This is a genomic window from Streptomyces sp. NPDC048288, assembly GCF_043201555.1.
GTDB lineage: Bacteria > Actinomycetota > Actinomycetes > Streptomycetales > Streptomycetaceae > Streptomyces.
Genome location: NZ_JBICZD010000004.1, coordinates 528,778 through 550,693, shown reverse-complemented (window position 1 = coordinate 550,693; position 21,916 = coordinate 528,778). Strand labels below are relative to the sequence as shown.

At 72.7% G+C, this 21,916-nt stretch carries 19 protein-coding genes; 10 read left to right on the top strand and 9 right to left on the bottom strand.

Annotated elements, in window-relative coordinates:
* Positions 1-3 precede the first annotated feature (3 nt).
* Positions 4-1,839, bottom strand: coding sequence for a glycoside hydrolase family 15 protein (locus tag ACGFZS_RS17910; RefSeq protein ID WP_393659038.1), 1,836 nt, complete (start codon positions 1,837-1,839; stop codon positions 4-6).
* A 172-nt stretch (positions 1,840-2,011) separates the two neighbouring features.
* On the opposite strand from ACGFZS_RS17910, the gene ACGFZS_RS17905 reads away from it, so the two are divergent.
* The 6 genes from ACGFZS_RS17905 to ACGFZS_RS17880 all read left to right on the top strand — a co-directional run bounded on the left by ACGFZS_RS17905 (position 2,012) and on the right by ACGFZS_RS17880 (position 8,237).
* The gene (locus ACGFZS_RS17905) at positions 2,012-2,218 is read left to right on the top strand and encodes a hypothetical protein (RefSeq protein WP_355718331.1); all 207 of its coding nucleotides are present in this window, start codon (positions 2,012-2,014) and stop codon (positions 2,216-2,218) included.
* Positions 2,219-2,370: 152 nt separating this feature from the next.
* On the top strand, positions 2,371-3,396 hold the full coding sequence (gene denD / locus ACGFZS_RS17900; RefSeq protein ID WP_393795859.1) for a D-erythronate dehydrogenase: 1,026 nt from the start codon (positions 2,371-2,373) through the stop codon (positions 3,394-3,396).
* Positions 3,393-3,980 (top strand): nucleoside deaminase, encoded by a 588-nt coding sequence (locus ACGFZS_RS17895; protein ID WP_393795858.1) that lies wholly within the window; start codon positions 3,393-3,395, stop codon positions 3,978-3,980. Before denD ends, ACGFZS_RS17895 begins: the two co-directional genes overlap by 4 nt.
* Positions 3,981-4,091: 111 nt before the next feature.
* Positions 4,092-5,495 carry a Si-specific NAD(P)(+) transhydrogenase gene (gene sthA / locus ACGFZS_RS17890; protein WP_393795857.1) on the top strand — a complete coding sequence of 468 codons (1,404 nt, stop codon included), beginning with the start codon at positions 4,092-4,094 and terminating at the stop codon, positions 5,493-5,495.
* 297 nt (positions 5,496-5,792) lie between these two features.
* Complete coding sequence (locus tag ACGFZS_RS17885; protein ID WP_393795856.1) at positions 5,793-7,265, top strand: APC family permease; 1,473 nt, start codon at positions 5,793-5,795, stop codon at positions 7,263-7,265.
* 12 nt (positions 7,266-7,277) lie between these two features.
* Complete coding sequence (locus tag ACGFZS_RS17880; RefSeq protein ID WP_393659027.1) at positions 7,278-8,237, top strand: hypothetical protein; 960 nt, start codon at positions 7,278-7,280, stop codon at positions 8,235-8,237.
* Positions 8,238-8,261: 24 nt separating this feature from the next.
* Here the strand turns inward: ACGFZS_RS17880 and ACGFZS_RS17875 are convergent, their stop codons facing one another.
* The 4 genes from ACGFZS_RS17875 to efeU all read right to left on the bottom strand — a co-directional run bounded on the left by ACGFZS_RS17875 (position 8,262) and on the right by efeU (position 13,666).
* Positions 8,262-8,645, bottom strand: a complete 384-nt coding sequence (locus ACGFZS_RS17875) for a VOC family protein (protein ID WP_393795855.1) — start codon at positions 8,643-8,645, stop codon at positions 8,262-8,264.
* 72 nt (positions 8,646-8,717) lie between these two features.
* On the bottom strand, positions 8,718-9,878 hold the full coding sequence (locus ACGFZS_RS17870; RefSeq protein WP_393795854.1) for a HoxN/HupN/NixA family nickel/cobalt transporter: 1,161 nt from the start codon (positions 9,876-9,878) through the stop codon (positions 8,718-8,720).
* A gap of 147 nt (positions 9,879-10,025) precedes the next feature.
* Positions 10,026-11,297: an iron uptake transporter deferrochelatase/peroxidase subunit gene (gene efeB / locus ACGFZS_RS17865; protein WP_393795853.1), complete on the bottom strand. Its 1,272-nt coding sequence runs from the start codon at positions 11,295-11,297 to the stop codon at positions 10,026-10,028.
* Between the two features lie 47 nt (positions 11,298-11,344).
* Entirely contained in the window at positions 11,345-13,666 is a 2,322-nt protein-coding gene (efeU, locus tag ACGFZS_RS17860) for an iron uptake transporter permease EfeU (RefSeq protein ID WP_393795852.1), read from the bottom strand.
* A gap of 267 nt (positions 13,667-13,933) precedes the next feature.
* Between efeU and ACGFZS_RS17855 the strand changes: the two genes are divergently transcribed.
* A complete protein-coding gene (locus tag ACGFZS_RS17855; protein WP_393795851.1) occupies positions 13,934-14,617 on the top strand; it encodes a phosphatase PAP2 family protein in 684 nt (227 codons plus the stop codon).
* 1 nt (position 14,618) lies between these two features.
* Here the strand turns inward: ACGFZS_RS17855 and prcB are convergent, their stop codons facing one another.
* Both prcB and ACGFZS_RS17845 read right to left on the bottom strand, forming a co-directional pair.
* Positions 14,619-15,479: a proteasome subunit beta gene (gene prcB, locus ACGFZS_RS17850; protein WP_393795850.1), complete on the bottom strand. Its 861-nt coding sequence runs from the start codon at positions 15,477-15,479 to the stop codon at positions 14,619-14,621.
* An 88-nt stretch (positions 15,480-15,567) separates the two neighbouring features.
* Positions 15,568-16,515, bottom strand: coding sequence for a lysylphosphatidylglycerol synthase domain-containing protein (locus ACGFZS_RS17845; protein ID WP_393795849.1), 948 nt, complete (start codon positions 16,513-16,515; stop codon positions 15,568-15,570).
* Positions 16,516-16,661: 146 nt separating this feature from the next.
* On the opposite strand from ACGFZS_RS17845, the gene ACGFZS_RS17840 reads away from it, so the two are divergent.
* Positions 16,662-17,045 (top strand): BlaI/MecI/CopY family transcriptional regulator, encoded by a 384-nt coding sequence (locus tag ACGFZS_RS17840; RefSeq protein ID WP_355718298.1) that lies wholly within the window; start codon positions 16,662-16,664, stop codon positions 17,043-17,045.
* The gene (locus ACGFZS_RS17835) at positions 17,042-17,926 is read left to right on the top strand and encodes a M56 family metallopeptidase (RefSeq protein WP_393795848.1); all 885 of its coding nucleotides are present in this window, start codon (positions 17,042-17,044) and stop codon (positions 17,924-17,926) included. The genes ACGFZS_RS17840 and ACGFZS_RS17835 overlap by 4 nt, the downstream gene beginning before the upstream one ends.
* A 126-nt stretch (positions 17,927-18,052) precedes the next feature.
* On the opposite strand, the gene ACGFZS_RS17830 is transcribed toward ACGFZS_RS17835, so the two are convergent.
* Complete coding sequence (locus ACGFZS_RS17830) at positions 18,053-20,398, bottom strand: glycoside hydrolase family 65 protein (RefSeq protein ID WP_393795847.1); 2,346 nt, start codon at positions 20,396-20,398, stop codon at positions 18,053-18,055.
* The gene (locus tag ACGFZS_RS17825; RefSeq protein ID WP_393795846.1) at positions 20,395-21,129 is read right to left on the bottom strand and encodes a beta-phosphoglucomutase family hydrolase; all 735 of its coding nucleotides are present in this window, start codon (positions 21,127-21,129) and stop codon (positions 20,395-20,397) included. The genes ACGFZS_RS17830 and ACGFZS_RS17825 overlap by 4 nt, the downstream gene beginning before the upstream one ends.
* A 77-nt stretch (positions 21,130-21,206) precedes the next feature.
* Here ACGFZS_RS17825 and ACGFZS_RS17820 point away from each other — a divergent pair, with 77 nt between their 5' ends.
* Positions 21,207-21,857 (top strand): nucleoside/nucleotide kinase family protein, encoded by a 651-nt coding sequence (locus ACGFZS_RS17820; protein ID WP_393795845.1) that lies wholly within the window; start codon positions 21,207-21,209, stop codon positions 21,855-21,857.
* Positions 21,858-21,916: the final 59 nt, after the last annotated feature.

Below are 21,916 nucleotides of genomic sequence, written 5' to 3'. Positions count from 1 at the left end.
CCCTCAGCCCAGCGCCCGGTCCAGGTTGAAGGCGGCGCTGATCAGGGCGAGGTGGGTGAACGCCTGCGGGAAGTTGCCCTGTTGCTCGCCGGTGCGGCCGATCTCCTCGGCGTACAGGCCGAGATGGTTGGCGTAGGTGAGCATCTTCTCGAAGGCGAGCCGGGCCTCGTCCACGCGTCCGGCGCGCACCAGGGCCTCGACGTACCAGAACGAGCAGATGGAGAAGGTGCCCTCGTCGCCGCGGAGTCCGTCGGGGCTGGCCTGCGGGTCGTAGCGGTAGACGAGGGAGTCGGAGACCAGGTCCTCGGTGAGGGCGTCCAGGGTGGAGAGCCACTTGGGGTCGGTCGGGGCGATGAACTTGGCCAGGGGCATCATGAGGAGTGAGGCGTCGAGGACCTCGCCGCCCTCGTGCTGGACGAAGGCGCCGCGCCGCTCCGACCAGCCGCGGTCCATGATCCACCGGTAGATCGTGTCGCGGCACTGCCGCCAGCGGGGCAGGTCGGCGGGCAGGCCGCGCCGGTTGGCGAGGCGGATCGCCCGCTCGATGGCCACCCAGCACATCAGCCGGGAGTAGAGGAAGTTCTTGCGGCCGCCGCGGGTCTCCCAGATCCCCTCGTCGGGCTGGTCCCAGTGGGCGCAGACCCAGTCGACGAGGCGGGTGACGTCGTCCCACTGGGCGCTGGAGATGGGCTGGGCCCACTTGTCGTAGAGGTAGATCGAGTCGATGAGGGCGCCGTAGATGTCGAGCTGGAGCTGGCCTGCGGCGTCGTTGCCGACCCGGACCGGGGCCGAGCCGCAGTGGCCCTCCAGGTGCGGGAGCTCGCGTTCGGGCAGCTCGGTGCGGCCGTCGATGCCGTACATGATCTGCAGCGGGCCGGAGGCGAAGCCGTCGCCGGGGCTGATGTAGGTGGTCACGAACTTCATGAAGGCCTCGGCCTCGCCGGCGAAGCCGAGCCGCAGCAGGGCGTAGACGGCGAAGGCGGCGTCGCGGATCCAGACGTAGCGGTAGTCCCAGTTGCGTTCGCCGCCGAACTGCTCGGGGAGGCTGGTGGTGGGGGCGGCGACGATGGCCCCGGTGGGCGCGTAGGTGAGCAGCTTCAGGGTGAGGGCGGAGCGGTGCACCATCTCGCGCCAGCGGCCCCGGTAGCGGGACTGGTGCAGCCAGCGGCGCCAGTAGCGGACGGTGGCCTCGAACTGCCGCTCGGCCTCGAAGCGGGCGCAGCCGCGCGGGGCGATGTGCTCGCCGGCCTGGTCGAGGGCGAAGACGGCCGACTCACCCTCGGCGATCTTGAAGTCGGCGCAGGCGTCGGGGCCGTCGCTCTCCAGGGCCACCGTGGAGGTGAGCGCGAGGGACTGTGCCGGGGACTCGAACAGGACGGTGCCGTCGAGCAGGGTCAGGGTGTGCGGGTCGGCGCCGTAGTTGAAGCGGGGCGCCACCCGGACCCGGAAGGGGACGGTGCCGCGGACGCAGAGCACCCGGCGGATCAGCCGGTGCCGCTCGCATTCGTCGGACTCGCCGGTGACCGGCATGAAGTCCTGGACCTCGCCGACGCCGTCGTCGGTGAAGAACCGGGTGATCAGCACGTTGGTGTCGGGGAAGTAGAACTGCTTGGTGCGGGCCGGTACGGCCGGGGCCAGCGCGAAGTGACCGCCGCGCTCGGCGTCCAGGACGGCGGCGAAGACGCTGGGGGCGTCGAAGGACGGGCTGCAGTACCAGTCGATGGTGCCGTTGCTGCCGACCAGGGCGACGCTGCGCAGGTCCCCGATCAGCCCGTGCTCGGCGATCGGCAGGTAGCGGGGGCTACCGGGCGCATTCTCATAGAACGGCTGTTCGGCCATCGCGACGGCCTCCCCGGAACGGATGTACAGGTACCTTCCAGCTTAAAAGGGACGCTTTCCTTTCCGCACCGGGTGGCGGTCCGCGCTCCGGCCCCGGGCCGTTCGGGATGCGGGGTGCGGCCGGGCGGGCAATCGTGAGAGTGTGCACCCCGCTCCGCCGAAGGAGGGACCCATGTCGACCTCAGAACCCGAAGCGTCCCGGTCGCCCGACGAGCGCGCCACCCCGGACTCCCTGCTGCACAGCGCCCCCGGCTCCGGAGTGGCGCCCGAGGACGTGGTGCTGGCGTCCGGCCGGGACGTCACCCCGGCCACGCTGGAATGGGCCAGGAAGAAGATGGAGCGCGAGGGGCCGAACTGCATCGAGCGGCTCCTGCCCTGACGACGGCGGCGGGGCGGTGACGGTGCGGGCGCCGCTCCGGCACCGGACGGACCCCGCCGGTGGCGGCCGGTCGGCGCCCCTCGGTGTTTGCCCGGCGGGCCGACGTGGGTAGACCGTCGCCGCCCGCGGTCCGGCTGCCCCGAGGAGTGGACATGAGGGTCGTCATCACGGGTGCGTCCGGTTTCCTGGGCGGCCTGCTCGCCGCCGCCCTGCGGGCGTCCCGGACCCTGTGCGGCGCCCCGGTCGACCGGCTGGTGCTCGCCGACCGGGTCCCGGGCTCCGGGCCCGCGGCGGCCGACGACCCGTTCGTGGAGCGCGTGCACGGCGAGCTCGCCGACCGCCTCGACGAGGTCTTCGCCGAGCCCGTCGACGTCGTCTTCCATCTCGCCGCGGCCGTGTCGGCCGAGTGCGAGGCCGACTTCGACCTGGGGATGCGCGCCAACGTGGACACGACCCGCGCGCTGCTCGAAGCGGCCCGGGCGCAGTCCTCCGGCGGCGGACCGGTCCCCCGGCTGGTGTTCGCCAGCAGCCTCGCCGTCTACGGGGGCGACCCGGCGCTGCCGCTGCCGCCCGTCGTCAGCGAGGCGACCCCGCCCTTCCCGCGGACCAGCTACGGAACACAGAAGCTGATCTGCGAGCACCTGATCGCGGACTGCACCCGCCGCGGCTTCGTGGACGGACGGGTCGCCCGGCTGATGACCGTCGCGGTCCGGCCGGGCCGCCCGAACGCGGCCGCCTCGGGCTTTCTCTCCTCGATCGTCCGCGAGCCGCTCGCCGGGCTCCCGGCCGTCTGCCCGGTCGACCCCGGGCTCCGGGTGGCCCTGGCCTCGCCCCGGCGCACCGTCCGGGGGCTGCTGCGGGTCGCCGAGGCCGAGCGCGGCAGCGGACCGGGCCGCCTCGACGGCCAGGCACCGGTCCTCCTCCCCGGACTCACGGTCTCGGTCGCCGAGCTGCTCGCGACCCTGCGGCAGGTGGCCGGGGACGCCGCCGCCGACCTGGTGACCGTCGCCCCCGACCCGGCCATCGAGGCCGTCGTGGGCTCCTGGCCCGCCGTCTTCGACCACTCCCGCGCCGCCGCGCTCGGCCTGGAACCCGACCCGAGCCCGCTCTCCCTCGTCCGGGACCACCTCGCCGACCACGCCGGGTCCCGACCGGCCCCGGGGCAGGAGGGACGATGACCTGGACCAGGCGCCGCCTGCTCGGGCTGCTCGGCACGGCGGGCGTGGCGTCCGCCGCGCCCCCCGCACCCGTGCCGCGGTCCGTCCCCGCCCGTCCCGCCGACGAAGGCGGCGCGGAGCACGCCCGGTTCATGCGACGCGCGGTCGAGGAGGCGTACGGCAACGAGCTCTATCCCTTCGGCGCGGTGTTCGTGGGCTCGGGCCGGGTCCTGGGGCGGGGGGTCAACGCCTCGGCCGAGAACCCCACGTACCACGGGGAGATGGTGGCCATGGCCGACTACGTGCGCCGCGTCGGCAACCACGGATGGGCCGCGACGACGCTGTACTCGACCGCGGAACCGTGCGCCATGTGCATGAGCGCCTGCGCCTGGGCCGGGGTGGGCCGGATCGTGTGGGGGACCTCGATCGAGGAGCTGCACCGCACCGGCCTCCCCCAGATCACCCTCCCGGCGCGGGAGGTGGCCGACGCGGCCGGATCCTTCTACACCCCAGCGCTGTTCGCCGGGGTGCTGGCCGGGACGACCGACGCGCTGTTCCGGCGCGCCCAGCAGCTGCGCGAGGGCCGCACCGGCGGGGCGGCCTAGCCCGACGCCGGCCCGCGTAGGAAGCAACGGCCCAGGTCCGCACCGGATTTCACGCGAAGGTTGCCCGTCCACCCTTTCGAAGCGGGGGCGCCTGCTGACAGACTCCCCAAGGTGCCAGACTTCGACATGCTCGTCATCGGATCCGGACCCGGCGGCCAGAAGGCCGCCATCGCGGCGGCCAAGCTCGGCCGCCGGGTAGCCGTGGTCGACAGCCCCGAGATGGTCGGCGGTGTGTCCATCCACACCGGCACCATCCCCTCCAAGACCCTGCGCGAGGCGGTCCTCTACCTGACCGGTCTCACCCAGCGCGATCTGTACGGCCAGAGCTACCGGTTGAAGGAGGACATCACCGTCGCCGACCTGACCGCGCGCACCCAGCACGTGGTCAGCCGCGAGGTGGACGTCATCCGCAACCAGCTCTCCCGCAACCACGTCACGCTCTGCTCCGGCACCGGCCGGTTCGTCGACCCGCACACCGTCGCGCTGCGCGAACCGAGCGGCAATGAACGGGTGTTGACGGCCGATCACATCGTCATCGCCACCGGCACCCGGCCGGCCCGCCCGGACAGCGTCGAGTTCGACGGCCGCACCATCATGGACTCGGACAACGTGCTGTCGCTGGAGCGGGTGCCGCGCTCCATGGTGATCGTGGGCGCCGGGGTGATCGGCATGGAGTACGCCTCGATGTTCGCGGCGCTGGGCAGCAAGGTCACCGTGGTGGAGAAGCGCCCGGCCATGCTCGACATGTGCGACGTCGAGGTCGTCGAGTCCCTCAAGTACCACCTGCGGGACCTGGCCGTCACCTTCCGGTTCGGCGAGACCGTCGCCGCCGTCGAACGGCACCCGCGGGGCACGCTGACCGTGCTGGAGAGCGGCAAGAAGATACCGGCGGACACGGTGATGTACTCGGCCGGACGGCAGGGCCTGACCGACGGCCTGGACCTGGACAAGGCGGGCCTCGCGGCGGACCGGCGGGGCCGGATCACGGTGGACGAGCACTTCCGCACGGAGGTGCCGCACATCTACGCCGTCGGCGACGTCATCGGCTTCCCGGCGCTCGCCGCGACCTCGATGGAACAGGGCCGGGTCGCCGCCTACCACGCCTTCGGGGAACCGGTCGGCCAGATGGACAACCTCCAGCCCATCGGCATCTACACCATCCCGGAGATCAGCTTCGTCGGGCGGACCGAGGACCAGCTCACCGAGGACTGCGTGCCGTTCGAGGTCGGGGTGGCCCGCTACCGGGAGCTGGCCCGGGGCCAGATCATCGGCGACTCGCACGGCATGCTGAAGCTTCTGGTCTCCCCCGAGGACCGGCGGCTGCTCGGCGTGCACTGCTTCGGTACCGGAGCGACAGAACTGATCCATATCGGCCAGTCGGTGATGGGCTGCGGCGGCACCGTCGACTACCTGGTGGATGCCGTGTTCAACTACCCGACGCTCGCGGAGTCGTACAAGGTCGCGGCGTTGGACGCGACCAACAAGCTGCGGCAGCTCGACCGGCTGGAGGACTGAGGGGTTCACCGGAACCGATGCTTCCGGCGTGAGAGTTGGGCTCCCCAAGTGGCATATGTGATTACCGGTCGGTCAGCTTGAAAGGTCAAAGAGTGCCGCTATAGTCACACCCACACACGCGGTGTGACCGTCCGCCGACTCTCGGCATGCGGCCCTCACCACGCTTTTCTTCTCCTGGCCGGCCCCTGCCCCGAGGCCAACCCTCACCGGGTCCGAGGACGGTCGCGCACCCCCCACCCGTACCGCCGCGGGCCTGCACTCCTGTGCGCCGTGCACGACCGGAAAGCAGCACAACCTATGAGCAACAGCAGGGGCAGAGGGCTGCAGGCCAATGCCCTCGGCACGTTCGACACCGTGGTGATGGCCGTCGCGGGCAGCGCACCGGCGTACTCGCTGGCCGCGACCACCGCGGTCCTGGTGGGGGCGGTGGGACTGGCCAGTCCGGCCGCGCTGCTGTGGTGCGCGATACCGATGCTGGGGATCGCGCTGGCCTTCAGCTACCTGGGCCGGATCGACGTGAACGCGGGCGCGAGCTACTCCTGGGTGGGCCGCACCCTGCACCCCTTCCTCGGCTTCGTCAGCGGCTGGGCGCTGGTGGTGTCCGCGACCATCTTCATGGTGGCCGGCTCCCTGCCCGCCGGGTCGATGACCCTGTCCCTGTTCGACGAGGGCCTCGCCGACAACGTGGCCCTGTCCACGGTGGTCGGCGCCGCCTGGTTCCTGATCATGCTGGCGGTGGTGCTCGGCGGCGCCCGCCTCACGGTCCGCGCCCAGCTGCTGATGTCCGGCATCGAACTGGCCATCCTGCTGCTCTTCGCGGTGCTGGCCCTCTTCCACACCGGCAACGCCCGTGCCTTCGACTGGTCCTGGCTGGGCTTCTCCCACTTCGACGGCGTCTCCGGCTTCGCCTCGGGCGCGTTGATCGCCGCGTTCTACTACTGGGGCTGGGACGTCACCAGCAACCTCAGCGAGGAGACCCGCAACTCCCGCCGTACGACCGGACTCGCGGGCCTGATCGGGGTGGGCATCGTCTTCGCCCTGTTCGAGGTGTTCACCATCGCGGTGAACGTGATCCTGTCCTCGGACCAGATCGCCGCGAACGACGCCAACGTCCTGGCCGTCCTCGGCGACCAGATCGCGCCGGGCTGGGGCGGCAAGGTGCTGATCGTCGCCGTGATGCTGTCGACCATCGCCACCCTGGAGACGACCCTCATCCAGGTCACCCGCTCGCTGTTCGCGATGGGCCGGGACCGGACGATGCCGGCCGCGCTGGGCCGGGTGCACCGCACCTGGAACACCCCGCACGTGGCGATCGGTGTGGTCGGCGCGGTGGCCCTGGTGATGTTCATCGCCTCCAACGCCCTCGGTTCGGTGGGCGAGATCCTCTCCGACGCCATCTCGGCGATCGGCCTGCAGATCGCCGTCTACTACGGTCTGGCCGGCCTCGCGGTGGTCGTCGCCTACCGCAAGATGCTCTTCAAGTCGGCCGGCAACTTCCTGCTCGGCGGGGTGTGGCCGCTGTTCGGCGCGGTGTTCATGTTCTGGATCTTCGTCGAGTCGCTGAGCGAGCTGAGCGGTGCGGCGATCGCGATCGGTATCGGCGGTCTGGCCGTCGGCCTGATTCCGATGCTCTGGTACTGGAGACAGGGCAGCGACTACTACCGTCCTGCCAAGCTGGACGCCACCCGCACGGTCGAGGCCGACTACGTCCCCGACGACCACGTCACCGCATATGCCCAGGCTTACGAAGGCCTCCCCACCGATTTCTGAGGTACGAGTCCGATGGCGCGAGACCGCTTCGCCCCCGACTTCGACCCGGACTGCGGGGACTCCTCCCTCACCTCCGCCCGCCAGGACATCGTCATCGGGCGCTGGCAGGGCCTGCGGGAGCTGCTCCGGGCCACCGGGCCCGACTGGCTGGTCCGGGGGCACCGGGTACGGCTCCTGGCGCAGGCCTGCGCGGGCAGTTCCACCGCGGAGTCCTGGCTGGCCGCCGAGCCGTACAGCGCCGACGCGCTGATCCTGCGGGCGGCGACCGAGACGGCCCGGGCGTTCACCCTGGCCATCTCGGCGGGCCGGGGATTCCCGATCGACCGGGGCAGGATCGACGCCGCCGTGCTGGCCTGCCTGGCCGCCGCGGAGGCGTACCCGCAGGACCCGACGCCCTGGGTCTCCCTGATCTCGGTGGCCCGGCTGTACCCGACCGGGGTGCGCCGGCAGGAACTCGCCCGCTGGTGGGACGAGTTGCACCGGCGCGACCCGTACAACGTGGAGGGCCACCTCCAGGTCCTGCACTACTACTCCGCGCGCTGGCACGGCACGCACGGCCTGATGTACGACTTCGCCCGCGACGCGGCCGGGGTCGCCCCGCCCGGCTGCCCGCTGCCGGTCCTGGTGCAGTACGCCCGCGTCGAGGAGTTCCGCCACGCCCTGGACGCGGCACAGGGGCAGCAGAACACGGTCGCGCTCAGCCAGCACTGGAAACACGACGGCGCGGTCAGCGACGTACGGCGCACCTGGGAACGCTGGATCGCCCAGCGCGGCGACGCGCCGATCGCCCCGGGTGAACTGCGCGACCTGAACTACCTGACGCACGCGGCCTGTCAGGCGGGCGTCACGGACATCGCCACCGCTCTGCTCCGGCTCCAGGGGCGGCGGGCGACCCGTACGCCCTGGTCGTACACCGGTGACGCGGAGAAGCAGCTCGTGAAGTGGCGGGCGGACCTGAAGATCCGCGGCTGAGGGGCCGGTCGCCGCCCCGCCGGGTCAGAGGGGCGGGAGGCGGCGGCGCAGCAGGCAGAACTCGTTGCCCTCGGGGTCGGCCAGGACGTACCAGCTCTCGGTGCCGGTCTGGCCGACGTCGGCGGGCCGGGCGCCCAGCGCGAGCAGCCGTTCCAGCTCGGCGTCCTGGTCGCGGTCGGTGGCGTTGACGTCGAGGTGCAGCGGGAGCTTCCCGGGCCGCGCGTCGGCGCTGGGGCTGAGGACGAGGGTGGGCTGCGGTCCGCCGAAGCCGGTGCCGGGCGGTCCGATCTCGATGCTTCCGTCGTCCTCCCGGCCGAGTTCGACGTAGCCGAGGACCTCGCTCCAGAACGCGGCGAGCCGCTCGGGATCGGCGGCGTCCAGGACCAGCTCACTGATGCGGCATGCCATGCGCGTCAGCGTAGGGGGACGCCGGGCGCGGCGCGATCGCGTTTCGTCCGGCGGGCCGCCGGGGGCGGTCCCCTAGCCCTCGGTCTGCTCGGCGGGCCGGGCGAGCCCCGTGGTCCACTTCTCCTCGATACGGCCGGCCTTCCAGATCAGCAGGGCGAGCGCCCAGGTGGCGAAGAAGAGGCCGACGATGACGAAGCCGACGGTGTTGAGGTCGAGTCCGGCGACCCAGTCCCAGAAGACGCCGTGCAGGTCCATCTTGTCGGCGAGCAGGCCGAGGAGTTCCACGGTGCCGATGATGAGCGCGACGGCGACGGACAGGCCGGTGATGGTGAGGTTGTAGTAGACCTTGCGGACCGGCTTGGAGAACGCCCACTCGTAGGCGAAGTTCATGAACGAGCCGTCGATGGTGTCGAGCAGCGACATACCGGCCGCGAACAGGACCGGCAGGGTGAGGATCGCGTACCAGGGCAGTCCGGAGGCGGCGCCGGAGCCGGCCAGGACCAGCAGGGCGATCTCGGTGGCGGTGTCGAAGCCGAGGCCGAAGAGCAGGCCGAGCGGGTACATCTGCCAGGGCTTGCGGATCGAGCCGGTGACCCGGCCGAGGAAGCGGTTCATGAGGCCGCGGTTGTTCAGCTGCGTCTCCAGCGCCGCCTCGTCGTAGGCGCCGGAGCGCATCTGCCGGAAGACCTTCCAGATGCCGGCCAGGATGACGAGGTTGATGCCGGCGATCAGGTAGAGGAAGGTGCCGGAGACGGTCGTACCGATCAGGCCGGTGACCTCGTGCAGGTGCGAGCCGTCGTCCTGGACGGGGCCGGCCAGGGTCTTCATGCCGAGCGAGAGCAGCAGGGCGAGGCCGAAGACGATGCTGGAGTGGCCGAGCGAGAACCAGAAGCCGACCGAGAGCGGGCGCTGCCCCTCCCCCATCAGCTTGCGGGTGGTGTTGTCGATCGCCGCGATGTGGTCGGCGTCGAAGGCGTGCCGCATGCCGAGCGTGTACGCGGTCACACCGATGCCGATGCCGAACGACTCGGTTCCGACGCTGAAGTGCTGCGGGGCGATGATCCCGACCAGGGTGCCCCAGCCGATGACGTGCAGGGCGAGCACGAAGGAGGCCATCCCGCCGACCCTGATCCACTCCTGCCGGGTCATGGAGCCCCGGACACGGTGCCAGGCCGAGCGCTTGGTCTCGGCCTGGGCGGGGAGGGACGGAGCGGAACCAGGGGCGGCCGTCATCGGGAGGTGGCATCCTTCGGTCGTGCGGAGGCAGCTGCGAGCGGCAGCCTGGTGCCATCCTCCCGTACTTGCAAATCATTCGCATCAATGCCCGCGACAGGCCTTCACCAAGAGAGTTCCATGGGAAGGCAAAGGCCCGCGCGGTGCTCAGGCGGCCAGGAGCCCGCTGCCCAGCCAGTCCTTGCCGTTCCTCACCCCCGGCAGCGCGAAGAAGTAGCCGCCGCCGGTCGGCGAGATGTAGTCGACGAGGGGTTCGTCGATCAGCCGGGTCTGGGTGGCCTCGAACTGGCGCCGGACGTCCTGGTTGTAGCAGCAGAAGACCAGGCCCATGTCGAGGTTGCCGACGCTGTCGATCCCCCGGTCGTAGTTGTAGCCGCGGCGCAGGATGCGGGTGCTGTCGGTCTTGGCGGTCCGCGGGTTGGCGAGCCGGATGTGGGCGTCCAGCGGGATGGCGTTGCCCTTCGGGTCCTTGGCGTACTGGGGGATGTCGGTCTCCTTGGCGCCGTCCAGCGGGGCGCCGGTGTCCTTGCGGCGGCCGAACATCAGCTCCTGCTCGCTCAGCGAGACCCGGTCCCAGAACTCGACGAGCATCCGGATGATCCGGATCACCTGGTAGCTGCCGCCCGCCGTCCAGGCCGGCTCGCCCTGCCCCTCGCCGACCCAGATCAGCCGGTCCGTCTCGCGGGCCGAGTTGACGTCCGGGTTGGCGATGCCGTCCTTGAAGCCGAGCAGGTTGCGCTGGGCGCCGGTGGGCCGCGGGGCGTTCTGGAAGCCGTCGATCCGCCACTTGATCTGCATGGCGCCGCGGGTGTGCTTGGCGATGTCCCGCAGAGCGTGCAGCACCGTGTCCGTGCTGGCCGCACAGATCTGCAGCGACAGGTCGCCGTGGCACTCGGCCGCGTCGAGGTGGTCGTTCGGGAAGGTCCGCATCGGCGTCAGCCGGGCCGGCTTCGCCTTCCCCAGGCCGTAGCGGTCGTCGAAGAGGGAGGCGCCGACGCCGACGGTGACCGTCAGCTCGTCGGAGGGAACCGTGGGGCCGAGGATGCCGTTGTCGGAGGGCGGCGCGCCCACGCCGAGGTCCTCGGGGGTGCCGCCGGAGGTGAGGAAGCGGGCCCGCGCGGTGATCGTCTTCAGCAGGTCGGCGAGTTCCCGCCGGCTGTCGGCGATGACGTCGAGGGAGACGAAGGTCGCGGCGGCCGGGGCCGGGGTGAGGATGCCGGCCTGGTGGGCGCCGTGGAAGGGGACCTTGGCGGTGCCGGTCGCGTCGGCGGCCTGGGCCTCGGCGGTGCCGCCGGCCTGGCCGAGCGCGAACCCGCCGCCGGCCAGCACCGCGCCCGCGGCCCCGGCGCCCAGCGCCGTCCGCACGAAGGAACGGCGGCCCGCGCCCATCGGGCAGGACGGGGTGTCGGCAGCGGACATCGGAGGGTTCCCTTCGTCGTACAGGTGCGTGTCTTCTGCGTGGTTCATCAGGCGGACTTCCTGATCTCCAGGAGGTCCGGCACCGGGGAGAGGTCCTCCAGCAGCCGGCCGGTGACACCGTTGAGCTGTTGCCGCGTGAGCGCGTCGAGCTTCTCCACCGGGGTCCAGCTCGCCGCCTGGTGCTCGGCGTCCAGCAGCTTCTGCAGGCGGGCGATGTCCGCGTCGACGGTCGTCAGCAGCTCGGGCGCGCGGGTGGTCAGCAGCGGCTTCAGTACGGTGAGCAGCTCGCGGGTGCCCGCCAGGTTGGCGTTCGCGGTGGCGAGGTTGGTGCCGCTGCCCTCGTCGGTGTCGGCGGTCAGCTCGAACTGGAGGGTGTTCTCCAGGATCTCGTGGGCGCGCAGCGGCAGGTCGCCCGGGTCGAAGTCCTGGGCGGGGAACGCCTTCTGGAGCCCGGCGGCGGCCTCGGCGAGCGCCTGGACCGGAGCCTTCAGCTGTCCGGCGGTCTGCGCGTGCCACAGCCCGTACTCGACCCGGTGGAACCCCGCGAAGTCCGGGTCGGCCACCCCGCCCGCGAGGCCGTCGGCCCGGCCGTTGATCTTCTGGTCGAAGTCCTCGAAGGTGCCGTAGGCGGCGCCGAGGGAGGCGTAGGTGAGGTGGGCGGTCAGCCAGTCGGTGCGGGCCTTGGCGAGGTGGTTGCCCTCGATGTCGGCTTCGAGGGTGCGGGTCTGGGCGACGAGGGTGGCCAGGCCGTGCTCGACGTACACCTTGTACTGCTTCAGCGGCTCCGCGAGGTCGTTCTCGGAGACCGGTACGACCGCCTTGGCGCCGCTTCCGCTGCCGCTGACGGTGACCGACCTGGAGGTGACGGCCTTGCCGCCGGACGGGACGCAGCGCCAGGCGTACGTCCCGCCGGAGACGGTCGCGACCAGGTCACGCGTGGTGCCGGGGGCGAGGCCCTCGACCTCCCCGTAGACCGCGTTGCTGCTCGGGTCGATCAGATACACCTCGGAGGTCCTGGTCCCGGTGTTCCGCATCTGGAACGTCTGCCGGCCCGCCTCGGGCGCACTGAACCCCTTCCCGCACTCCGTCTCCGACACCGCGATGGTCTGCCCCCCGGCCGGCTTGGGCCGCCCCAGAGCGACGACGAGCCCGGCGACGACCGCGGGCACGGCCACCACGGCAACGGGCACCACCCAGGCAGGACGACGGCGCGGCCCCCGGCCGGGCCTCGAACCGGGCTCCGGCCGACCGCCATCGGGAACCGGCTCCACCTCCTCGACGGAAGGCTCCGCCCCCGCACCGGACTGCGACGCGACCTCGTCGGCGGCCTCGGACCCGAGGTCCGGCCGGTCGGCAGCGAGGTCCGACTCCGTCCGCCGCCCCGGCACCGCTGCGGAAGGCTCCGCCCCGCCGGCGGACGCGGGCCGCTCCGCAGCGGGGTCGGCCGACCGTGGCTGCGGCTCCGCATGGTCGGCGGCAGGCACCGGCGTGAGGTGCTCGGCGCCGGGCTCCGGCTGGGACACGGCGGTGACCGGCTCGGTGGCCGGCTTCGGCGCGGGCGGGCGGACTCCGCGTACGAACAGCGTCATGACGACCGCGAGGTAGCCGAGGTATCCGGCCACCTGGAGCCAGGTCATGGTCGGCGTGATGTTGAGGACGCCCTGGAGGAGGGTGCTGTACCAGGAGCCCGCGTCGACGCTGCCGCTGAGGTCCAGGGCGTACGCGGTGGTGCCCGGGAGGACACCGCCCTCCTGGAGGTCGCGCAGGCCGTAGCCGAGGACACCGGCGGCGATCACGATGAGGACGGCGCCCGTGCAGGTGAAGAACCTGGTCAGGTTGATCTTCAGGACGCGGCGGTACAGGCCCCAGCACAGCCCCGCCGCCAGGACCAGGCCGATCCCGGCGCCGGTCAGGGGCCCGGCGGACTCACCGGCCGCCCGGGCGGTGGTCCACAGGAACAGCGCGGTCTCCAGACCCTCCCGGCCGACCGCGAGGAACGAGGTGAGGATCAGCACCCCCGAGCCCATCGCCAGCGCGCCGGTCACCTTCTCCTTGATCTCGCCGGAGAGGCTGCGCGCCGAGCGGCGCATCCAGAAGACCATCGCGGTGACGAAGGCAACCGCGATCACGCTGAGGGTGCCGCCGAAGGCCTCCTGCGCGGTCGCGGAGAGCGAGGCGGCGGTGAAGGTGAGGACCGCGCCGAAGCTCATCGCCAGCGCGATGGCGGCCAGCACGCCCGTCCACACCTGCGGGAGCCGGTTTCTGGCCCCGGCCCGCACCAGCGTGGCGACGAGGATCGAGACGATCAGCCCGGCCTCAAGCCCTTCCCTCAGCCCGATCAGGAAACTTGGAAACGCGTCGTCCCACATCCGCCGCAGCCCTCCCCGGCAGGCCCGTCCCCGCCTCTTGGCTCGAACTTAGTGAAGGCATGCCTTACTTACTCCGCCGACCATGATGACTACACCCGTGTAGTCAGTCAGTCATGAACAGGTAATGGTGCGGCAAAAGCCGTGAACGGCCTCCGACCCGCGCACGCGGGAACACGGGTGGGGCGACAGTCGTCTACATTGCAGTAGACCGTCTACAGTCCAGTAGTCACTGGAAGCGCACCGCACCGAAGGGCCGCCGCCGAGGTCATGAACCGCAAGAGGACCGCGGAGTTCGCGGGGAGCGTCGCGCTCGGTGCCTGGGCGGCCTTCGCCGTGCTCGCCGTGGTGGCGGCCGGCCGGCACGGGGCCCCGCTCGGTCTGGACCGCGCGCTGCTGACCTGGTCCCTCGGCCACCGCCCGGACGTGGCGGTGGCCGTGGCCCGGGGGCTGACCGCGACCGGCACCGGGGTGATCCCGTACGCCCTGGTCGTGGCGGCCGGGCTGTACGCGGGCCGCACCCCGCGCCGCCGACTGGCCGGCGCGCTGCTCGGCGTCGCCTGCCTCGCCCTGGGACAGCTGGCGCGGCGCGGTGTGATGGAGTGGATCGCCCGGCCCAGACCACCGCAGCAGGACTGGCAGACGCACGCCTCCGGCTGGTCGTTCCCGTCCGGCCACAGCACCACGGCCGCGCTGACCGCCGGTCTGGTGATCCTCGCCGTCCGGATCCGCGCCCCGCGGGGCGCCACGCCGTGGTGCGTCGCCGTCGCCTGCTGGGCGGTCGCCGTCGGGGGCACCCGGGTCTTCCTCGGCGTGCACTGGCTCACGGACGTGCTCGGCGGCTGGCTGTTCGCCGTCGGCTGGCTCGGGCTCTGCGGGTGCGCGGCGGCCCGGTGGCTCCCGGACGCGGGAGCACCGGACGACGTACCGCGGAGACCGGTGCCCGCACCGTGACTCAGGCGGTGGCGCCGGGGCCGTCCGGGCGGGTGCGGCGCTGGTCGATCATCTCCCGGGTGAGGTCCTCCGTCTCGGGCTCCGGGAGCCGTTCGAAACCGTCCTCCGTGATGACCGAGACCCGCGGGAAGATACGGCGGTTGAGGTCGGGGCCGCCGGTCGCCGAGTCATCGTCGGCCGCGTCGTAGAGCGCCTGGAGCGCGGCCAGGGCGGCCTCGCGGCGGGTCAGGCCGGGGCGGTACAGCTTCTTCAGGGCTCCCCCGGCGTACGGCGAGCCACTGCCCTCGGCGTGGAACGCGTGCTTCTCGTAGAGGCCGCCGGCGACGTCGAAGCTGAAGATGCGGCCGCGTCCGCCCTCCGGCGCCTTCGTGTCGTAACCCGCGAGCAGCGGGACGACGGCGAGGCCCTGCATGGCCTGGCCGAGGTTCTCGCGGATCATCGCGGCGAGCCGGCGGGCCTTGCCGTCGAGGGTCAGGGGGATGCCCTCGACCTTCTCGAAGTGGGTCAGCTCGACCTGGTAGAGCTTGACCATGTCGAGGGCGAGTCCGACGGTGCCGGCGAAGGCGACCGCCGTGAGGTCGTCGGCGGGGTGCACCTTCTCCAGGTCGCGCTGGGCGATGAGGTTGCCCATGGTGGCCCTGCGGTCGCCGGCGATCAGCACGCCGTCGCGGTAGCCGAGGGCCAGGACGGTGGTGCCGTGCGGGAAGGCGCCGGGCGGGGCGACCGTACCGGCGGGCAAGGGGCTGCGGGTGGGCAGCAGTTCGGGCCGGTGGGCGGCGAGGAACCCGGCGAAGGACGAGTTCCCGGGCGTGAAGAACTCCTCCGCCAGGAGGCCACCGGTGTCGTGGTCGTGCGCTGTCATGCCACTCCCCCTCCCGCGCGGGCCCCGTGAGTCGCCCGACGACACCGGACTCCTACCTGATGCGGACCGCGGGGAAACGCCCCGCCGGTCACAGCGCCCGGCGCCGGACCAGCAACCCCAGGACCAGCAGCCCCGGCAGCAGCGGCAGCCACACGGTCAGCAGCCGGTAGCCGAGCACCGCGGAGGCGGCCGTGGCGGCCGGGGTCCCGGAGGCGGTGAGGGCGAGGGCGAGGGCCGCGTCGAGCGAGCCGAGGCCGCCCGGGGTGGGCAGCAGCGCGGCGGCACCGCTGGCCGCGAGGTAGAGCAGCGCCACCCGGGCCGGGGACAGCGGCAGTTCGACCGCCCGGATCACGGCGAAGAGGACCAGCGCGTGCAGCCCGGCGAAGGCGAGCGAGCCGCCCCACAGCGCCACCGCGCGGACCGGACGGGCGTGCAGGGCCCGGATGTCGGCCGCCACCGCGGACACCGCGCCCCGGCAGCGGGGCCACACCCGGGCCCGGAGCAGGGCGACGGCCCCGACGGCCGCGACCGCCAGCGCCAGCACCGCGGCCGGCGGCACGTGCGGGGTCCGCAGCAGCCCCGGGCAGGCGGGGGCGAGGACGGCGATGAGGGCCAGCCGGACCACGGCACCGGCGGCGGCCTTGACCGCGAGGGCCGACGCGCCACGGCCCGCCGGGAGTCCGCAGCGCATCAGGAACCTCAGGTTCACCGCGCCCGCGCCGAGCCCGGCGGGCAGCACGTGGTTGGCGGCCGAGGCGGCGAACTGCGCGGCGACCAGCCGCCCGCCGGGCAGCCGGGAGGTCACCGCACCCTGCTGGGCGAGCGCCGACGACGCCCAGGTCCCCACCGCCGCCACGGCCGCCACCAGCAGCCAGCCCTGGTCGGCGACGGCCAGCCGGAGCGCCCCGTGCTCCACGGTCGGCCAGTGCCGCCGCAGCAGCCAGCCCGCGCAGACCAGCAGGGCGAGGCAGACACCGCTCTGCCAGTAGACCCCTCGGCGGCCCGCGGCGGGTACGGCGTTCACGTTCGGGACCATCGAGGCACCCACCCCTGTTCCCCTACAGCGCGTAGGACCGTCCATGGACTAGGGGACAAACACTGACAAACTAACCGGAATTACTGGCCGAGGCAGCGCCGGTACGCCCATCCGGACGGCGGCACTACGCGCTGTAAGGTTGAGCCATGGCTGGCACAGGGTCCCGCGGCAGGGCGGAGCGGCGCAGCGCCGGAGAACTGGAGAGCGAGGTCCTCGCAGCCCTGTGGGCGACCGACCGTCCGTTGACCCCGGCCGAGATCCAGTCCGAGATCGGCGGCGGCCTCGCGTACAACACGGTTCACACGATCCTGAAACGGCTGTACGACAAGGGGCTGGTGCTGCGGGACGCGGACGGGCGGCGCGGCGCCTACCGGCCGGCGAAGAACGCGGCCGAGCTGACCGCCGAGGCCATGCACGAGGCACTGGACCGGGGCCCGGACCCGATCGCGGCGCTCCAGCAGTTCGTGTCCGGGCTGAGCCCGGAGGAGGAGCGGGCGCTGCGGAACCTGTTCGCCGGAGGCGGCGCATGAGGTTCGACGTCTACACCCCGCTGCTGGTCTCCCTGTTGCTGCCGCTGGTCAGCCCGGCGGTCGGCCGCCGGGTGGCGCCGGCGCTGGCGGCCCGCGTGCTGGCCTCCGCCGCCGCGCTGACCGCCGCCGCGACCACCTGGTCCCTGATCCTGCTGACGACCGCGCTGGTGGGGGACGCCCCGCCGCTGGTCCGGGAGGCCCACGAGGACGGGCGCCGGCTGGCCGACCCGGTGCCCGAGGTGATCGGCGTCGCCGCGTGTCTCACGCTGGCCGTGGTGGTGTGGCGGGTGCAGCGGGCGGTACGCGCCGAGCGCCGGACCCGGCGGGCCCTGCGGCGGCTGTGCGCGGGGCACCCTCGGGACACCGAGCTGGTGGTGGCCGCCTCCGAGACGCCCCAGGCGTTCGCGATCCCGGGCCGGCCGGGCCGGATCCTGGTCACCTCGTCGATGCTGAGCGCGCTGGCACCGGCGGAGCGGCGGGTGCTGCTGGCCCACGAACGGGCCCATCTCACCCACCGGCACGGCCGTCTGGTGACGGCGGCGACGCTGGCCGCGGCCGCCAACCCGCTGCTCGGCCCGGTCCGGTCGGCCGTGTCCTTCCTGGTGGAGCGCTGGGCCGACGAGCAGGCGGCGACCGCCGTCGGCGACCGCGTCACCACCGCCCGGGCCCTGGCCCGCGCCGCCCTCAGCGCCCGCCCCGGCTGCGCCCTCAACTTCACGGACCGCGCGGTGACCCGCCGGATCGCGGCCCTGCAGACGGCCCCACCCCCCTCACTGTGGCCGGCCGCCGCGGCCGTCCTCGCCCTCGGCGCACTGGCCGCCCTCTTCGCCGCCGACGCAACAGGCGACCTCGTGGGGCTCCTTTTCAACGCCCTCACGTAAAGCGCCCCGTCAGGGGCGCGGGGAACTGCGCGCTCAGCCACGACGAACCGGCGGCCGACGACGGTCGGTCGTCCGCGCCACCGTCGTGGCTGATCGCGCAGTTCCCCGCGCCCCCAAGAAAACCGCTCAGGTAGGTCGATGAGGTGCCCGGTGTTCCGGTTGGCGCGGAACCGGGCCCGGCCGCGCCGGAGGCACCGCCCGCACCGCCGGGCTGTCCGTGCCGATCGTCACCGGCTCCCCGTGGTGGTGGACGGTGAGGGGCGGACCATCGAGCAAGGTGTACGTGGCCTTGTCGGCGCCGATCTCCACGCGCAGCCTGCTGTCGCGCAGTTGCAGGCTGAAGGCCAGCCGGCGCAGCCGTTCGGGCAGCCGGGGGGCGAACCGGGCGCCGTCGTCGTAGTGGCGCAGCCCGCCGAAGCCGGCCACCAGGGCCATCCAGGTGCCGGCGAGGGAGGCGATGTGCAGTCCGTCGCGGGTGTTGTGCTCCAGGTCGTCGAGGTCCATCAGCGCGGCCTCGGCGGTGTAGGCGTGGGCGAGCGTGAGGTGGCCGGCCTGGGCGGCGACGACGGCCTGGCAGCAGGCGGAGAGCGAGGAGTCGCGGACCGTCAGCGGCTCGTAGTAGGCGAAGTTGCGGGCGATGTGCTCGTCGTCGAAGTACGCCTCGCAGGTGTACATCGCGAGCACCAGGTCGGCCTGTTTGACGACCTGTTTGCGGTAGAGGTCGAAGTAGGGGAAGTTCAGCAGCAGCGGGTACTGCTCGGGGCGGGTGCCCGCGAAGTCCCAGCGCTGGTAGCGGGTGAACCCGGCGTGCTGCTCGTGGACGCCGAGTTCCTGGTTGTAGGGGATGTGCACGGCCTCGGCGGCGTCCCGCCAGGCCGCGGACTCCTCGGCGTCGACGCCGAGCCGGGCCGCCTGCCGCGGGTGGCGTTCCACGGCGTCGGCGGCGGCCAGCAGGTTCGCGCGGGCCATCAGGTTGGTGTACGTGTTGTCGTCGGCGACCGCGCTGTACTCGTCGGGGCCGGTGACGCCGTCGATGTGGAAGGCGCCGCGGCTGTCGTGGTGGCCGAGCGAGCGCCACAGCCGGGCGGTCTCCACGAGGAGTTCGACGCCGGTGTCCCGTTCGAAGTCCGTGTCGCCGGTGGCGGCGACATAGCGGACCACGGCGTCGGCGACATCGGCGTTGACGTGGAAGGCCGCGGTGCCGGCCGGCCAGTACGCGGAGCCCTCCGAGCCCGCGATGGTCCGCCAGGGGAACGCGGCGCCGTCCAGGCCCAGTTGGGCGGCGCGTTCGCGGGCGGCGGGCAGGGTGTTGTGCCGCCAGCGCAGCGCCTCGGCGACGGCGCCGGGGGCGGTGTGGGTGAGGACGGGCAGGACGAACATCTCGGTGTCCCAGAAGGCGTGCCCGTCGTACCCGGAGCCGGTCAGGCCCTTCGCGGGTATCGCCCGCTGTTCGGCGCGGGCGCCCGCCTGCAGGACGTGGAAGAGGGCGAAGCGGACGGCCTGCTGGATCTCCTCGTCGCCGTCCACCTCCACGTCGGCGCGGGACCAGAAGTCGTCGAGATAGCCGCGCTGTTCGTCGAGGAGCCCTGCCCAGCCCTCGTGCGCGGCGGCGGCGAGGGCCGCGTCCACCTGGTCGGCCATCGCGGGCAGGGAGCGCACCCCGGACCAGCCGTGCGCGACGAACTTCTCCACCCGCAGCCGCTCCCCCGGCTCCAGTACGGAGGTGACGGTCAGCCGGGCCACGTCCGTACCGCTCTCGGCGCGGGCCGAGGTCCGCTCGGGGCCGGAGACCGTGTGGTCGGCGGCGACGGCGACCCGCAGCCCGCTGCGCCGGGTGCGGTGCACCAGCCGCAGCCGGTGCCCGGCGGCGAACCCGTCCTCCTGCTCCAGCGGCGACTGCAGCGCGATCGCGGCTCGCGGATCGCCGTTCGCGTCGGGCAGTTGCTCGTTGGTGACCAGTTCGGACTGGATCACGATCCGGCAGCGCCGGTCGACGGCCGCCACCTCGTAGGAGACGGCGGCCACCGCCCGCTGGGTCAGCGACACCAGCCGGGTGGAGCGCACCCGTACGGTGGATCCGGCGGGCGAGGTCCACTCGCAGGTCCGCTCCAGGACGCCCCGGCGCAGGTCCAGGACCCGCTCATGGGCGACGAGACGGCCGTAGCGCAGGTCGAAGGGTTCGTCGTCGACCAGCAGTCGCAGGATCTTGCCGTTGGTGACGTTGATGACGGTCTGCCCGGACTCCGGATAGCCGTAGCCGGCCTCGGCGTACGGCAGCGGGTGCACCTCGTGCACGCCGTTGAGGTAGCTGCCCGGCAGGCCGTGCGGCTCGCCCTCGTCGAGGTTGCCGCGCCAGCCGACGTGTCCGTTGGAGAGCGCGAACACCGACTCGCTCTGCGCGAGCACGTCGAGGTTGAGCGTGGTCTCGCGGACCGCCCAGGGTTCCACGGCGTACGACCGGTGGGTGATCACTCCTTGCCTCCCAGTTCGGCGAGGTCCTGCACTACGGTGTCCGCGCCGTGCGCGTAGAGGGCGTCCGTCTGCCCGACGCGGTCGACTCCGACGACGTACCCGAAACGGCCCGCGCGACCCGCGTCCATCCCGGCGAGGGCGTCCTCGAAGACGGCGGCCCGGGCGGGTTCGACGCCGAGGTCGCGGGCGGCGGCCAGGAAGGTGTCCGGGTGCGGCTTGCCGGGCAGCCCGCGTTCGGCGGCGACGACGCCGTCGACGCGGACGTCGAAGAAGTGCTCGGCGCCGATCGAGCGCAGTACGTCACGGCAGTTGGCGCTGGAGGAGACGATCGCGGTGCGCAGCCCCCGCTCCCGGACCGCCTCCAGATAGCGCAGGGTGCCGTCGTAGGCCTCCACGCCCTGGGTGCGTATCTTCGCCAGGAGCAGTTCGTTCTTGCGGTTGCCGAGGCCGTGCACGGTGGGTGCGTCCGGTGGGTCGTCCGGGGTGCCCTCGGGCAGGTGGATGCCGCGGGAGTCGAGGAAGGCGCGGACCCCGTCGGCGCGCGGGCGTCCGTCGACGTACTCGTCGTAGTCGGCGACCGCGTCGAAGGGCCGCTGGCCGTCGTGGCCGCGCAGGAAGGCGTCGAAGGTCTCCTTCCAGGCCGCCGCGTGCACGACGGCGGTCTTGGTGACGACCCCGTCGAGGTCGAAGAGACACGCCTGGATGGTGTCGGGCAGACCGAGTGCAGTCATGTCCCGCATCTTCCCCACCGCGCGGCTTCGAGAGGGTGGCGCCCGCCACATCCCGGGCCGGATGTCACACTTTTTGCGTGCCGCTGACTTTCGACGACCTCCTCGACCGCGCCCGTTCACTCGCCGGACGGGCCCCGCGCGCGCTGCTCGGCATCGCGGGCGGTCCCGGTGCCGGGAAGACGACCCTCGCCGAGCGTCTGGTGCGGGAGTTGAACGGTTCCGGCGAGCCGTGGGTGGCGCGGGTGCCGATGGACGGCTTCCATCTGGCCGATGTCGAGCTGGACCGGCTGGGCCTCAGGGACCGCAAGGGCGCGCCCGCGACCTTCGACGCGGCCGGGTACGCGGCGCTGCTGCGGCGGCTGCGCGCAGAGCCGGAGGACGTGGTGTACGCGCCGGGCTTCGAGCGGGTCCTGGAGCAGCCGGTCGCGGGCGCGATCCCGGTGCCGCCGACGGCCCGCCTTGTGGTGACGGAGGGCAACTACCTGCTGCTGGCGGAGGGCCTGTGGGCGCGGGTGCGGCCGGCCCTGGACGAGGTCTGGTTCTGCGAGATCGACGAGTCCGAGCGGATACGGCGGCTGGTCGCCCGGCACGAGGAGTTCGGCAAGGGCCACGCGGAGGCGGTGGCCTGGGTGGCGGGCACCGACCAGCTCAACGCCGACCTGGTCGCGACCACCCGGGACCGGGCGGACCTGGTGGTGCCGGGGACGGCGCTGCCCGCGCGAAAATAATCCCGGGCCGCTGTCGATCCGGCCGCCTCCCGTTCGACATCATGATGTGCGGCGTCTCG

Excerpts from the sequence above, each read along its gene's own strand:
- ACGFZS_RS17910 (WP_393659038.1), bottom strand. The coding sequence starts at position 1,839 with ATGGCCGAACAGCCGTTCTATGAGAATGCGCCCGGTAGCCCCCGCTAC.
- ACGFZS_RS17905 (WP_355718331.1), top strand. The coding sequence starts at position 2,012 with ATGTCGACCTCAGAACCCGAAGCGTCCCGGTCGCCCGACGAGCGCGCC.
- denD (WP_393795859.1), top strand. The coding sequence starts at position 2,371 with ATGAGGGTCGTCATCACGGGTGCGTCCGGTTTCCTGGGCGGCCTGCTC.
- ACGFZS_RS17895 (WP_393795858.1), top strand. The coding sequence starts at position 3,393 with ATGACCTGGACCAGGCGCCGCCTGCTCGGGCTGCTCGGCACGGCGGGC.
- ACGFZS_RS17885 (WP_393795856.1), top strand. The coding sequence starts at position 5,793 with ATGAGCAACAGCAGGGGCAGAGGGCTGCAGGCCAATGCCCTCGGCACG.
- ACGFZS_RS17880 (WP_393659027.1), top strand. The coding sequence starts at position 7,278 with ATGGCGCGAGACCGCTTCGCCCCCGACTTCGACCCGGACTGCGGGGAC.
- ACGFZS_RS17875 (WP_393795855.1), bottom strand. The coding sequence starts at position 8,645 with ATGGCATGCCGCATCAGTGAGCTGGTCCTGGACGCCGCCGATCCCGAG.
- ACGFZS_RS17870 (WP_393795854.1), bottom strand. The coding sequence starts at position 9,878 with ATGACGGCCGCCCCTGGTTCCGCTCCGTCCCTCCCCGCCCAGGCCGAG.
- efeB (WP_393795853.1), bottom strand. The coding sequence starts at position 11,297 with ATGTCCGCTGCCGACACCCCGTCCTGCCCGATGGGCGCGGGCCGCCGT.
- efeU (WP_393795852.1), bottom strand. The coding sequence starts at position 13,666 with ATGTGGGACGACGCGTTTCCAAGTTTCCTGATCGGGCTGAGGGAAGGG.
- ACGFZS_RS17855 (WP_393795851.1), top strand. The coding sequence starts at position 13,934 with ATGAACCGCAAGAGGACCGCGGAGTTCGCGGGGAGCGTCGCGCTCGGT.
- prcB (WP_393795850.1), bottom strand. The coding sequence starts at position 15,479 with ATGACAGCGCACGACCACGACACCGGTGGCCTCCTGGCGGAGGAGTTC.
- ACGFZS_RS17845 (WP_393795849.1), bottom strand. The coding sequence starts at position 16,515 with ATGGTCCCGAACGTGAACGCCGTACCCGCCGCGGGCCGCCGAGGGGTC.
- ACGFZS_RS17840 (WP_355718298.1), top strand. The coding sequence starts at position 16,662 with ATGGCTGGCACAGGGTCCCGCGGCAGGGCGGAGCGGCGCAGCGCCGGA.
- ACGFZS_RS17835 (WP_393795848.1), top strand. The coding sequence starts at position 17,042 with ATGAGGTTCGACGTCTACACCCCGCTGCTGGTCTCCCTGTTGCTGCCG.
- ACGFZS_RS17825 (WP_393795846.1), bottom strand. The coding sequence starts at position 21,129 with ATGACTGCACTCGGTCTGCCCGACACCATCCAGGCGTGTCTCTTCGAC.